The sequence below is a fragment of the Rhodococcus sp. DMU2021 genome (assembly GCF_019641445.1).
In the GTDB taxonomy this organism is placed as follows: domain Bacteria; phylum Actinomycetota; class Actinomycetes; order Mycobacteriales; family Mycobacteriaceae; genus Rhodococcus; species Rhodococcus pyridinivorans.
This window is the reverse complement of record NZ_JAIFKB010000001.1, coordinates 261,259-273,478: the sequence shown is the minus strand read 5'-3', so window position 1 is coordinate 273,478 and position 12,220 is coordinate 261,259. Positions and strand designations below refer to the sequence as shown.

The following is a 12,220-nucleotide window of genomic DNA, read 5'->3' as shown; positions in this document are numbered from 1 at the left end:
GTGCTTCACGGTGTGCTCATGAGTGTTCGTGCCTGTTCTTCTCAGAGTGCGATGTCACTGTTGGTGTTCCTCGTCGTCGTTCCCACGATCGTCGTACCCGGCCGAGGCCGACTCGATGCGTCCGTGATCACTGTGCCGTGGACCCGACCAGCTGATCCAGCGCTGTGGTGTCCGGATACCCGGTCACGCGCAGTGCCCTGCCGAATGCTCGACGCCGAACCGCCAGGCCCAGACATTCCGGGTTGGGATGCAACCAAGCACCTCGCCCGGGAAGTCTGCGTCGGGGATCGGGAATCACGGCGAAACCTGACGGTTCCTTCTCGCGCGCCACCACCCGGAGCAGTTCGGCAGCCAGCGTTCGCTGCCGACATCCGACACAGGTCCGCACCGTAGTGGCGCGTTCCCCGCCGGTCGAGGACAGGTCATGCTGAACCATCGACCACTGTACCGCTGATTTGCCCGGAATCCCGCATCCCACTCCTACGCGCCTGTCGAGCCGCCGCGCGAATCGTCGTTCCCGGCCGGTGCCGCGTCGCTGCGGATGTCGATCCGCCAGCCGGTCAGCCGGGCCGCGAGCCGGGCGTTCTGCCCTTCCTTGCCGATCGCGAGGGACAACTGGAAGTCGGGAACGACCACCCGGGCGGCGCGCGCGTCGGGGTCGACGACCGTGACCGACACCACCTTCGACGGCGACAGTGCGTTGCCCACGAACTTCGCGGGGTCCTCGTCGTAGTCGATGATGTCGATCTTCTCCTCGCCGAGTTCGCGCATCACGTTGCGCACCCGCTGCCCCATCGGGCCGATGCACGCACCCTTGGCGTTGAGGCCGGGGACGGTCGAGTGCACGGCGATCTTCGAGCGGTGCCCGGCCTCGCGGGCGACGGCGACGATCTCCACCGACTCGTCGGCGATCTCCGGGACCTCGAGGGCGAACAACTTGCGCACCAGATTGGGATGCGTCCGCGACAGGGTGATCTGCGGGCCGCGCTGTCCGCGGGAGACGCCCACGACGTAGCACTTGATGCGGTCGCCGTGCTCGTAGGACTCCCCCGGCACCTGCTCGGCCGGCGGGATCAGTCCCTCGGCGTTGTTCGTCTCGCCGCCGATCTTCACGACGACCATGCCGCGGGCGTTGGCACGCGAGTCGCGCTGCACGACGCCGCTGACGATCTCACCCTCGTGGGTCGCGAACTCACCGAAGCGCTGTTCGTGCTCGGCGTCGCGGATGCGCTGCATGATGACCTGACGCGCGGTGGTCGCCGCGATCCGGCCGAAGTCCTCGGGAGTGTCGTCCCACTCGGCGATCAGGTTGCCGTCGGCGTCGCGCTCCTCGGCGAGGACCTGGATGGCGCCGGTCTTCGTGTCGACCACGACCCGCGCGTGCGGCTGGTGTCCGTCGACGTGCCTGTACGCCGTGAGCAGGGCCGTCTCGAGCGTCGCGATCAGCTCGTCGAACGGGATGTTCTTCTCCGCCTCGAGCATGCGCAGGGCGGCGATCTCGATATTCACTTGTCCACCTTCGTTTCGTTCGTCTCGTCGTGGTCGTCGCTGCCCGTGTCGTCCTCGGGCCCTTCGGCCAGCTCCCCGGCCGCGACCCGGCCGTCCGGAACCCCGCCCGCGAGCTCGAGTTCCCTCGGTGGCGGCGGGGAGAACTCCACCTCCACCACCGCTCTGCGCACCGCCGAGAGCGGGACCGAACGCACGACCGGCCCGGACCGATCGGGCAGGACGAGCCTGATCTCGTCGCCGACGAGCTCGCCGATGCGTGCGACGAGGGTCTCGTCGGCCAGTTCCACCTTCGTCTTGCGACCCTGAGCGCGCCGCCAGTGGCGGGGCTCGGTCAGGGGCCGGCCGATCCCGGGGCTGGTGACCTCCAGGACGTAGGGCGACTCGCCGAAGTCCGAGACTCCGTCGAAGGCCTCGGAGACGATCCTGCTCAGGCGGGCCGCCTCGTCGAGACCGAGACCTGCGTCGCTGTCGACGAGGAGGCGCACCGTACTGTGCTTTCCGGCGGCCGTGACCACCACGTCCTCGAGGTCGTATCCCTCTCTGGCGAGCAGATCGGAGACGAGCTCGACGATCCTCTCCGGGGGCGGCACAGGCATGGCGGGCGGGCTCCTCGTTCAGTTGTGGTCGCAGCGGACAGCGGGCCGGAACGGATGCGTACCGGCAGACATCAAGCCTAACCCGCGTCTCCTGCTGCTGTGACCAGGGCGGCGTCCTTCGTCGGACGACGCGACTGGCAGGATGGTCCGGTGCCGATGCCACTCGACCGTCCCACCGTCTCCCGACGAACCCTCCTGCGATGGTCGTCGGTCGCCGTCGGTGGATTCGGAATCACGACGATCACCGCGTGCGGCGCCTCCGACGAGGATGCCGCCGAACCGGATCCGCTGGCGGGTCAGGCGACCCGCGCCCGCACCGACGCCGCGATCGCGACCGCGCTGGTCGCGCGGGCGCCGGAGCTGTCCGCGCCGCTCACCACGATCGCGGCCGAGCGGACCTCCCACGCCGACGCGCTCGAGGCCGAGATCGCCCGGATGGAGGGCGCCACCACGAGTTTCACTCCCCCGTCGACCACCGTGACCACTCCCACCGGTGAGCTGCCGACCGTAGAGGCGCTCCGTGAGCGGTTGAACCGGTCGCAGCGCGAAGCCGCCGACCTCGCACGCACGCTCTCGGGTTACCGCGCGGGTCTGCTCGCCTCGATCAGCGCGTCCTGCGCCGTGCAGACGGCGGTGATGTTGCCGTGAGCTCACCCGAACTCGGTTCCGAACAGCAGGCTCTCGTCGACGCCCTCGAGGCCGAACACGCGGCGGTCTTCGGATACGGCGTGGTCGCGGCCTTCGCGGATCCCGCCCGCGCGAACGCCGTGGCGGAGGACACCGCAGCGCACCGCGCACGCCGTGATGCAACGATCGAGGCGTTGCGCGCCGCGAGCGTCGAGCCGCCGGTCGCGGCACCCGGTTACACCGTGCCGTTCCCGGTGATCGACGCCGCGTCCGCCGCGCAGCTCGCCGAACAGATAGAGAGCGACACCGCGGTCGCGTGGCGGTCCGTCATCGAACGGGCACGCAGCGAGGCCACCCGGGCCACGGCCGTGGACGCACTCACCGAGGCGGCCCTGCGGGCGGCGCGGTGGCGGCAGAGCCGCGGAGTCGTGCCGTCGGTGGCCTTCCCCGGTCAACCCTGATCCGGTCGGCCTCGATCCGGTCGACTCCGAAGCACGGGTCACCCGGTCACGACCGCCAGCGCGAAGCCGTCCCAGCCCTTCGATCCGACGGTCTGCAACGCCGTCGCGTCGAGGCGCGGTTCGCGGGCGAGCAGTTCGAGCACGTCCCGCGACGCGCGGACCCGTTCGTCGTCGCTGCCCTGATCGACGATGGCCCCTGCCCGCACCACGTTGTCGACGACGATGACGGTGCCGGGTCGCGACAGCCCGAGCGCCGCGCGCACGTAGTTGCTGTTGTTCTCCTTGTCGGCGTCGATGAACACCAGGTCGAAGGGATCCTCGTCGACCAGGCCCGGCAGCGAGTCCAGGGCGGGGCCGACTCGGATGTCCACACGGTCACCGACGCCGGCGCGGTCGAGATTGGCGCGGGCCACCTCGGCGTGCTTGCGCTCGTATTCGAGGGTGACCACCCGGCCGGACTCCCCGACGGCCCGGGCGAGCCAGATGGTCGAGTATCCGCCGAGGGTGCCGATCTCCAGGACCCGGCGGGCACCCCGGATCCGTGCGAGCAGGTGCAGGAACTTGCCCTGCGGCGCGGACACGTCGATGGGCGGCAGTTCCGCTGCGGCGTTCGCCTCGAGCGCTGAGCTCAGCGCAGGATCGTCGCCGATCAGCACGTCGGTGAGGTAGTTGTCGGTCGCACTCCAGTTGTCGGCCATGTACCTCATTGTGGTTCGGCGCGCAGCGCACCACGGCGACTTCTGCCACATACGCCGGTGCCCCCGCGACGGCAGGTCGCAGGGACACCGGGTTCCGCCTGTATCGGCGAATAAGAGCGTCAGCGGTTGACGATGCGCTGGACGACCTCACCGATCGGCAGTTCGTCGGCCTCGCCGGAGAAACGGTCGCGGACCTCGACCTTGCCGTCGGCGAAGCCGCGGCCGACCACGACGACGAGCGGCATGCCGAGCAGCTCCGAGTCCTTGAACTTCACGCCGGGCGACGCCTTGCGGTCGTCGAGGAGCACCTCGAGGCCGGCGTTCGAAAGTTCCTCGGCGAGGTTCTCGGCGCCTTCGCGGGCCTGCTCGTCCTTGTTGGCGATGACCAGGTGCACATCGAACGGTGCGATCTCCGACGGCCAGCGCAGGCCCTTCTCGTCGTGCTGCTGTTCGGCGACCACCGCGACGAGGCGTGACACGCCGACGCCGTAGGAGCCCATCGTGGGGCGGACGGGCTTGCCGTTCTCGCCGAGGACGTCCACCGCGAAAGCATCGGTGTACTTGCGGCCGAGCTGGAAGACGTGGCCGATCTCGATGCCGCGGGCGGAGAGGAGCGGGCCGGCTCCGTCGGGCGACGGATCGCCGTCGCGCACCTCGGCGGCCTCGATCGTGCCGTCCGGGGTGAAGTCGCGACCTGCGACCAGCCCGAAGACGTGCTTGCCCTGCTCGTCGGCGCCGGTGATCCAGCTGGTGCCGTCGACCACGCGGGGGTCGACGAGGTAGCGGACACCGTTGGCGAGCAGCGCCTTCGGGCCGATGTAGCCCTTGACGAGGAAGGGATTGGCCTCGAAGTCGGCGTCGGTGAGCAACTCGACCTCGGCGGGTTCGAGCGAGGCCTCGAGGCGCTTGTCGTCGACCTCGCGGTCGCCGGGGATGCCGATGCCGAGCAGCTCCCACCCGCCACCGGGCTGCCGGACCTTGACCATGACGTTCTTGAGCGTCTCGGCCGCGGTGACCTCCCGGCCGAGGACCTCCGACGCCGCGGCGACGAGCGAGGCGATCGTCGGGGTGTCGGGGGTATCGTGCACGACCGCCTCGGGCTGTCCGTCGATCGGCAGCGGTTCCGGCGCGAGCGTCTTCACCGCTTCGACGTTCGCCGCGTAGCCGGATTGGAGGCACCGCACGTAGGTGTCCTCACCCGCAGGCGAGTCGGCCAGGAACTCCTCGGAGGCGCTGCCACCCATCGCACCGGAGGTGGCCGAGACGATCACGTACTTCACGCCGAGACGCGCGAAGATGCGCTCGTAGGCGTCGCGGTGCGCCTTGTACGAGTCGGTCAGGCCCTCGTCGGTGAGGTCGAAGCTGTAGGAGTCCTTCATGACGAACTCGCGACCGCGGAGGATGCCGGCGCGGGGGCGCTCCTCGTCGCGGTACTTCGTCTGGATCTGGTAGAGCGTGACCGGGAAGTCCTTGTAGGAGTTGTACTCGCCCTTGACGGTGAGCGCGAAGAGCTCCTCGTGGGTGGGTCCGAGGAGGTAGTCGCCGCCCTTGCGGTCCTTCAGCCGGAACAGGCTGTCGCCGTATTCCGTCCACCGGTTGGTGGCCTCGTAGGGTTCGCGCGGCAGCAGCGCGGGCAGAGCGATCTCCTGCGCTCCGATGGAGTTCATCTCCTCGCGCACCACCCGCTCGATCTGCCGCAGCACCCGCAGCCCCAGAGGCAGCCACGAGTACACACCTGGCGCGATTCGTCGCACGTATCCGGCTCGGACCAGCAGCTTGTGGCTCGCGACCTCGGCGTCGGCCGGGTCGTCTCGGAGGGTGCGGAGGAACAGGTGCGACATGCGGGTGATCACGACCGTGCAGCCTACCGTGGCCACCTTCCGCGACGTCGGTACGGTTACCGGTTGTGCTGGTGCTTCTCCCCCCTTCCGAAACCAAGTCCGACGGCGGCGACGGCGGACCGCTCGATCTCGCCGACCTGTCGATGCCGCAGTTGACGGAGACGCGGGAGATGCTCGTGCAGGCCCTCGTCGACCTCTCCGCCGACCCCGAGGAGTCGAGCCGCGCACTCGGGCTGGGTACGAAGGGCGCCGACGAGATCGAACGCAACGCGAAGTTGTGGGTCTCCCCCACCCGCCCGGCGCTGGAGCGGTACACCGGCGTGCTGTACGACGCGCTCGACGCGGGAGCCTTCACGAAGGCGCAGCGCGACAAGGCCTATCGACGCCTGGGCATCGGGTCGGCGCTGTTCGGCGCGGTCCGGGCTGCGGATCCGATACCCGCCTACCGCCTCTCCGGAGGGTCGAAACTGCCCTGCTTCGGCACCGTGAAGTCCGTGTGGCGGAACGAGCTCACCGACGCGCTGGTGGCCGAAGCCGGCGGCGACCTCGTGGTCGATCTCCGCTCCGGGGTCTACCAGCAGCTCGGTCCCGTGCTGGGTGCGGTGACCGCAACCGTGCTCACCGAGCAGCCCGACGGCACCCGCAAGGTCGTCAGCCACTTCAACAAGCACCACAAGGGCCTGCTGGCCCGCGCGCTGGTCCTCACCCGCGCGGAGCCGAGCGATATCGGAGCGCTCGCCCGCGTCGCGACGAAGGCGGGACTGAGGGTCGAGGTGGAGTCGCCGACCGAGTTGGTCGTGCTCACCTGACCTCGAGTCCCATCGCCGCGACGATCCGGCGAGCCGTGTGCAGGACGGCGCCGAGTCGTGCGGTCAGGACCAGGTCGTCCGATTCGGTGGCGAACCGTTCGAGGTCGGTGAGATTGCTGCGGCACGTCCCGTCGGGGTCGACCTCCCGGCCCGCCCCCACGGCATCGACCATCTCGGCGAGGGCGTCGAGCATCGCTGCGATCCCCGTCCGCAGGCGGCGACGGTCGGCTTCGGCGACGTCGTCGCCGAGTACGGGGTCCAGAGCGTGCGCGAGTTCCTCGACAGCGCTGGACACCGACGAGAGGTCGTCGAGGGTCCGGTCCCAGCGACGTGCCCATTCCCCGGCCCGTGCAGCGGCGGGGCGTGGATTCATCCGGGCACTCTCGTGCGCCCACCGTGATTCCTCGAAGGCGCGCTGCACGAGGCTGTCGATGCCCCGCGCGCGCTGCACCCAGTCCCGCACCCCCGACGATCCCTCACGGCATCCGGACGCCATGTCCCGCAGCAGGTCGCGCAGCTCACCGGTGAGTTCGCGGGCCTCCTTGCCCGCCGAGTACACCGGCGGGAAGACCAGCGCCGTCACGGCCACGCCGATCGCCGCGCCGATCGCCGTCTCCGCGAGTCGTTCACCGAGCAGGATCGGGCTGTCCGAGGCGCCCGTCGCGATCACCAGCAGCGCGGTGATCGCCACCCAGATGCCACTGGCCCCGAACCGTCGCCAGCGACCCGCGAAGTAGCCGATCGCCACGGCGATGCCGATCGCAGCGGTCGTCGACTCCACGAGCCGCGTCACCACGACCGCGACCAGCAGACCCGCAACCACCGCCCCGACCTGCACCACCGCCTGCTGGAGCGAGCGCACGAGTGTCGCCTCGACGAGGAAGACCGCGACGTAGGGCGCGAGGAAGGCCTGCTGGAAGTGGAAGACCTCGGTCACGACGAGCCACGCGACGACCGCGGCGAGCGTGGACCGGAACGCCTGGAGGGCAACGTACCGCTCGTGTCCGGCCTCGCGCACCGCGCGGACCATCCACGATCCGACGAATCTGCCCCGTTCGAGAACACCGACCTGCATGAGTGTCGGGTACCCGGGGGTCGTGCGTGGCAGGCGTGAGCAAACTCATCCGCCGCAGCGGTCGCTCGTCCGCCACGGTGACGGTCCGACGGTCAGGAGGTCTGCGCGGCCTTCTCGGCCTCCTGCGCCTGCGCGACCTCTTCGGGAGTGAAGCGGATGAACAGCGCGGCGACACCGGCGATCACCGCGCAGACCGCGCAGCCGACGAGCGCGAACATGTATCCCTCGCCCTGGGCGACGAGCTGGGCGTCGGTCATGTCGGCGACGGCTCCGGAGACACCACCGAGCGACATCGTCCGCGAGGTGGCCATCGCACCGATCACCCCGAGGCCGACCGGACCTCCGAGAGTCTGGGCGACCTGCGCGATCGCCGAGAGCGGTCCGATCTCGTGCGGTCCCACCCCGGATATCGCGCACAGCGGCAGCGGGACCACGGCCAGGCCGACCCCGAAGCCGACAACGAGCACCAGCACGAACAGGGTCGGGAAGTAGCGGACGCTGCCGTCCATGGTCGAGCCGTAGAGCAGGCTGACAGTCATGATCGCCGAGCCGGTGACCACGAGCCAGCGCGGTTCGATCCGCGCGACCAGCTTCGACGACACCGCGGCGGCACCGCCGAGACCGAAGGCGAACGGCACGAAGGCCAGACCCGCGGCGAGCGGGCTGTAGCCGAGGATGTCCTGCACGAACAGGGCGACGAAGGCCGCGAGGCTGAACATCACGGCGCCCGCGAAGAAGATCGCCACGAAGGTCGCGACGCGGTCCTTGTTGCGGAACAGCACGAACGGCAGCAGCGGGTTCTCCGCCCGCCGCTCGACGAGCAGGAACACTCCGAGCAGCACGAAGCCGGCGACGATCGCGCCGATGACCGAGGGGCTCGACCAACCGATTTCGGGACCCTCCGTGAGACCGAAGACCAGGCCGGTGCATCCGAGTGTCGCGAGGATCGCGCCCGGCACGTCGAGCGCGAGGCGTTCGGAGGCGGTCTCACGCAGCGCGATCGCGGCGAGCACGACGATGAGGACGCCGATAGGGACGTTGATGAGGAAGATCCAGCGCCACGAAAGCTGGGTGAGCGCACCCCCGAGGATCAGTCCGGCGATGGACCCGACACCGGTCATGGCCGCGAAGACCGCGATGGCGCGGTTGCGTGCCGGACCTGCGGCGAAGGTCGTCGCGACGAGCGCGAGGGCGGTCGGGGACGCGACCGCGGCGCCGACGCCCTGCAGGGCGCGGGCGCCGATGAGCATCGCCTCGCCGGTCGCCAGACCGCACAGCAGGGACGCCAGGGTGAACAGGCCGACTCCGCCCATGAACGTGCGTTTACGTCCGTAGCTGTCGCCGAGACGGCCGCCGAGGAGCATCAACCCGCCGAAGGCGAGGGCGTAGGAGGTGAGGACCCAGTTGCGACCCGCATCCGACAGTCCCAGATCACTCTGCAGCGGCGCGAGCGCGAGGTTCGCGACCGTTCCGTCGAGCACGACCATCAACTGGAGGCCGCTGAGGACCAGCATGGCCAGAGCGACCGCGCGGGTGGCCGACGGATGCGAAGTGGCTGACACGTGATCCAACGTTACCCACCGTCCGAGTCGGAGCCGGTCCGCGGATCGAGTCCGAATCCGGCCACCGGCCCGATCACGACGATCGCGGGCGGGCGCACGGCCTCGTCCCGGACACGCTGAGCGACGGTCGACAGATCGGCACGCACCACACGTTGGCTGCTCAGCGTGCCCTCCTGCACGACGACCACGGGGGTGTCGGTGGGACGTCCGCCGGCGATCAGGGCGTCGGCGAACTGCTCGATGCGTTCGACGGCCATGAGCAGGACCAGGGTGCCGCGCAGCTTGGCGAGCGCGTCCCAGTCGGTGAGCGAGTCGGGATGTCCGGGCGCGACGTGGCCGCTGGCCACGACGAATTCGTGGGTGACCCCACGGTGGGTGACGGGGATCCCGGCCGCGGACGGCACGGAGATCGCGCTGGTGATGCCGGGGACGACGGTCACCGGGATGCCGGCCGCGGTGCAGGCCTCGAGCTCCTCGTAACCGCGACCGAAGACGTACGGGTCGCCGCCCTTGAGTCGGACGACGAACTTGCCGGCCTTTGCGCGGTCGATGAGGGTCTCGTTGATGACCTGCTGGGCCATGGCCCGTCCGTACGGGAGCTTCGCCGCGTCGATCACCTCGACGTGCGAGTCGAGTTCCGCGAGCAGTTCCTGCGGGGCGAGATGGTCGGCGACGACCACGTCGGCGCGGGTGAGGAGGCGTCGACCGCGCACGGTGATCAGGTCGGGATCGCCCGGCCCTCCGCCCACGAGGGCGACGCCGACCGGCTTCGGCGCGGTCTCGGCGAACTCGGCGACGGCCGCTCCGGCGAGGGCGTCACGGATCGAGGTGCGCACGGCGGCGGACCGGCGGTGGTCGCCACCGGCGAGGACGCCGACGGTCAGACCCTCGTAGCGGGCCGTGGCGGGGGTGACGGCACTGCCGTGACGGGCGTTGTCCGCGCGGACGCAGAAGATCCTGTTGCGTTCGGCTTCGGCGACGACCGCTGCGTTGGTCTCGGGTTCGTCGGTGCAGGCCATGGCGTACCACGCGCCGTCGAGGTCGCCGTCGCGGTAGTCGCGCAGGTCGAGGGAGATGCGGCCCTTCGTCGCCATGCTCTCGACCACGGGGGTCGCGGCCCGGGCGACCACGTGGACGTCGGCACCGGACGCGACGAGCAGACCGAGACGCCGCTGCGCGACGCTGCCTCCTCCGACGATCACGACGCGGCGTCCACGGAGATCGAGTCCGACCAGGTAACTGGTCTCGTCCTCAGCGGCAGCGGACACGGGCATCTCCCCATCTCTCGTGTCGGGGCGAATCCGATCGGACCCACCTTCGGGACACCTGTGGCCCGGGCATCGCCCCGGGCCACAGGTGCAGTGATCGGATCAGACCGCGGCGGCCTCTGCGGGTGCCTCGGCCACGGTGTCGGAGCAGACGTCGAGCTGCAGCGACTTCGTGCTGTGGTCCCATACCTGGCGGAACAGGTCGGGGTTGTCGGACAGCTTCAGACCGAGCGACGGGACCATTTCGCGGAGCTTGGACTGCCAGCCCGCCCACTGCTGCGGGAAGCAGCGCTCGAGGACGTCGAGCATGGCCGGAACGGCCGTCGAGGCACCCGGCGACGCACCGAGCAGACCGGCGATCGAACCGTCACCCGCGTTGACCACGGCGGTACCGAACTCGAGGACACCGCCCGCACCCTTGCGGCGGATGACCTGCACACGCTGGCCGGCGACGATGAGCTCCCAGTCCTCGAGGCGCGCCTCGGGCACGAACTCGGCGAGGGTGCCGATGCGGTCGGCGGGCGACTGCATGAGCTCACCGACGAGGTACTTGACCAGGCCGAGCTCGGTGACGCCGACGCCGAGCATCGACATCAGGTTGCCGGGCTTGACGGACTTGGGCAGGTCCATGACGCCGCCCTGTTTGAGGAACTTGGGCGACCAGCCGGCGTAGGGACCGAAGAGTAGACCCTGCTTGCCGCCGATGACGCGGGTGTCGAGGTGCGGCACCGACATCGGAGGGGCACCGACCGCGGCCTTGCCGTAGACCTTGGCGCTGTGCTGCGCGATGACCTCGGGATTGGTGCAGCGCAGGAAGGCACCGGAGACGGGGAAGCCACCGAAGCCCTTGATCTCCTTGATGCCCGACTTCTGCAGCAGGTGCAGCGCGCCGCCGCCGGCGCCGACGAAGACGAACTTCGCCTGGACCTTGCGCGACTCGCCGGTGCGGCGGTTGCGGACCTTCACGATCCAGCTGCCATCGGACTGCTTGGACACGTCGGTGACGTCGTGGCCGAAGAAGACGGTGCCGCCGGAGGCCGCGACGTGGTTGATGAGCTGCTTGGTGAGGGCACCGAAGTCGATGTCGGTGCCGGTCTGCGTCCAATTCAGGGCAACCGGGTCGGAGAAGTCGCGGCCCTTGCCCATGAGCGGCAGACGCTCGGTGAAGACCTCGGGGCTCTCGGTGTACTCCATGCCCTCGAAGAGGGGATGGCCGGCAAGGGCGTCGTAGCGGGCACGCAGGTACTTCACGTTCTCGGCGCCGTGTACGAAGCTGACGTGCGGAACCGGATTGATGAAGTTCTTGGGGTCGGACAGAATGCCGTTGTCGACGGCGTACGCCCAGAACTGGCGCGAGACCTGGAACTGCTCGTTGACGTTGACGGCCTTCGCGATGTCGACCGAACCGTCCGGCTTCTCAGGAGTGTAGTTGAGCTCACACAGCGCGGAGTGGCCCGTACCGGCGTTGTTCCAGGGGTCGCTGCTCTCGGCGGCCGCGGCGTCGAGGCGCTCGAACGCGGTGATCGACCAGTCGGGCTGCACCTGACGCAACAACGCACCGAGGGTTGCGCTCATGATGCCCGCGCCCACGAGCACTACATCGGTTTTCGCTACTACGTTCTCTGACACTGGGAAATCGACTTCCTTGTCTGGTTCGCACGCGCCGCCGAAGTACGGAGGTACCGTCTCGCGTGGGTGTCCCGTCAACGCGGCGCGCGAATGCGACCGACAGGTTACCCGCGCGTGGTCCGGCGTTTCATTTCACCTCATTGTG

General features: G+C 69.6%; 12 protein-coding genes. 3 read left to right on the top strand and 9 right to left on the bottom strand.

Features of this window, described 5'->3' with window-relative positions:
* Positions 1-127: 127 nt before the first annotated feature.
* The 3 genes from K3M35_RS01285 to rimP are packed head-to-tail and all read right to left on the bottom strand — an operon-like array spanning position 128 to position 2,105.
* Positions 128-436, bottom strand: coding sequence for a YlxR family protein (locus K3M35_RS01285; RefSeq protein ID WP_006554227.1), 309 nt, complete (start codon positions 434-436; stop codon positions 128-130).
* A 44-nt stretch (positions 437-480) separates the two neighbouring features.
* Positions 481-1,509, bottom strand: coding sequence for a transcription termination factor NusA (gene nusA, locus K3M35_RS01280; RefSeq protein ID WP_006554228.1), 1,029 nt, complete (start codon positions 1,507-1,509; stop codon positions 481-483).
* On the bottom strand, positions 1,506-2,105 hold the full coding sequence (rimP, locus tag K3M35_RS01275; RefSeq protein WP_019289143.1) for a ribosome maturation factor RimP: 600 nt from the start codon (positions 2,103-2,105) through the stop codon (positions 1,506-1,508). Before rimP ends, nusA begins: the two co-directional genes overlap by 4 nt.
* 150 nt (positions 2,106-2,255) lie before the next feature.
* Between rimP and K3M35_RS01270 the strand changes: the two genes are divergently transcribed.
* Together K3M35_RS01270 and K3M35_RS01265 are read left to right on the top strand one after the other, a co-directional pair.
* Positions 2,256-2,753, top strand: a complete 498-nt coding sequence (locus K3M35_RS01270; protein ID WP_006554230.1) for a hypothetical protein — start codon at positions 2,256-2,258, stop codon at positions 2,751-2,753.
* Positions 2,750-3,193: a ferritin-like domain-containing protein gene (locus tag K3M35_RS01265; protein WP_217579877.1), complete on the top strand. Its 444-nt coding sequence runs from the start codon at positions 2,750-2,752 to the stop codon at positions 3,191-3,193. The genes K3M35_RS01270 and K3M35_RS01265 overlap by 4 nt, the downstream gene beginning before the upstream one ends.
* Positions 3,194-3,231: 38 nt before the next feature.
* On the opposite strand, the gene K3M35_RS01260 is transcribed toward K3M35_RS01265, so the two are convergent.
* Positions 3,232-3,891, bottom strand: coding sequence for an O-methyltransferase (locus tag K3M35_RS01260; protein WP_033096518.1), 660 nt, complete (start codon positions 3,889-3,891; stop codon positions 3,232-3,234).
* A 119-nt stretch (positions 3,892-4,010) separates the two neighbouring features.
* A complete protein-coding gene (locus K3M35_RS01255) occupies positions 4,011-5,744 on the bottom strand; it encodes a proline--tRNA ligase (RefSeq protein ID WP_220665890.1) in 1,734 nt (577 codons plus the stop codon).
* A 53-nt stretch (positions 5,745-5,797) separates the two neighbouring features.
* Here K3M35_RS01255 and yaaA point away from each other — a divergent pair, with 53 nt between their 5' ends.
* Positions 5,798-6,541 carry a peroxide stress protein YaaA gene (gene yaaA, locus K3M35_RS01250; RefSeq protein ID WP_094980578.1) on the top strand — a complete coding sequence of 248 codons (744 nt, stop codon included), beginning with the start codon at positions 5,798-5,800 and terminating at the stop codon, positions 6,539-6,541.
* On the opposite strand, the gene K3M35_RS01245 is transcribed toward yaaA, so the two are convergent.
* The 4 genes from K3M35_RS01245 to mqo all read right to left on the bottom strand — a co-directional run bounded on the left by K3M35_RS01245 (position 6,534) and on the right by mqo (position 12,075).
* On the bottom strand, positions 6,534-7,616 hold the full coding sequence (locus K3M35_RS01245; protein WP_072740501.1) for an aromatic acid exporter family protein: 1,083 nt from the start codon (positions 7,614-7,616) through the stop codon (positions 6,534-6,536). The genes yaaA and K3M35_RS01245 overlap by 8 nt on opposite strands.
* A 92-nt stretch (positions 7,617-7,708) precedes the next feature.
* On the bottom strand, positions 7,709-9,130 hold the full coding sequence (locus K3M35_RS01240; protein ID WP_230826315.1) for an MFS transporter: 1,422 nt from the start codon (positions 9,128-9,130) through the stop codon (positions 7,709-7,711).
* Positions 9,131-9,189: 59 nt separating this feature from the next.
* Positions 9,190-10,452, bottom strand: a complete 1,263-nt coding sequence (gene cobA, locus K3M35_RS01235) for a uroporphyrinogen-III C-methyltransferase (protein WP_006554239.1) — start codon at positions 10,450-10,452, stop codon at positions 9,190-9,192.
* A 96-nt stretch (positions 10,453-10,548) separates the two neighbouring features.
* Positions 10,549-12,075, bottom strand: a complete 1,527-nt coding sequence (gene mqo / locus K3M35_RS01230; protein WP_217579878.1) for a malate dehydrogenase (quinone) — start codon at positions 12,073-12,075, stop codon at positions 10,549-10,551.
* Between the last annotated feature and the right edge of the window lie 145 nt (positions 12,076-12,220).

What these genes read in the sequence shown, in the direction of transcription:
- K3M35_RS01260 (WP_033096518.1), bottom strand. Translation starts at nt 3,891, where the DNA reads ATGGCCGACAACTGGAGTGCGACCGACAACTACCTCACCGACGTGCTG.
- rimP (WP_019289143.1), bottom strand. Translation starts at nt 2,105, where the DNA reads ATGCCTGTGCCGCCCCCGGAGAGGATCGTCGAGCTCGTCTCCGATCTG.
- K3M35_RS01285 (WP_006554227.1), bottom strand. Translation starts at nt 436, where the DNA reads ATGGTTCAGCATGACCTGTCCTCGACCGGCGGGGAACGCGCCACTACG.
- K3M35_RS01240 (WP_230826315.1), bottom strand. Translation starts at nt 9,130, where the DNA reads ATGCTGGTCCTCAGCGGCCTCCAGTTGATGGTCGTGCTCGACGGAACG.
- cobA (WP_006554239.1), bottom strand. Translation starts at nt 10,452, where the DNA reads ATGCCCGTGTCCGCTGCCGCTGAGGACGAGACCAGTTACCTGGTCGGA.
- K3M35_RS01245 (WP_072740501.1), bottom strand. Translation starts at nt 7,616, where the DNA reads ATGCAGGTCGGTGTTCTCGAACGGGGCAGATTCGTCGGATCGTGGATG.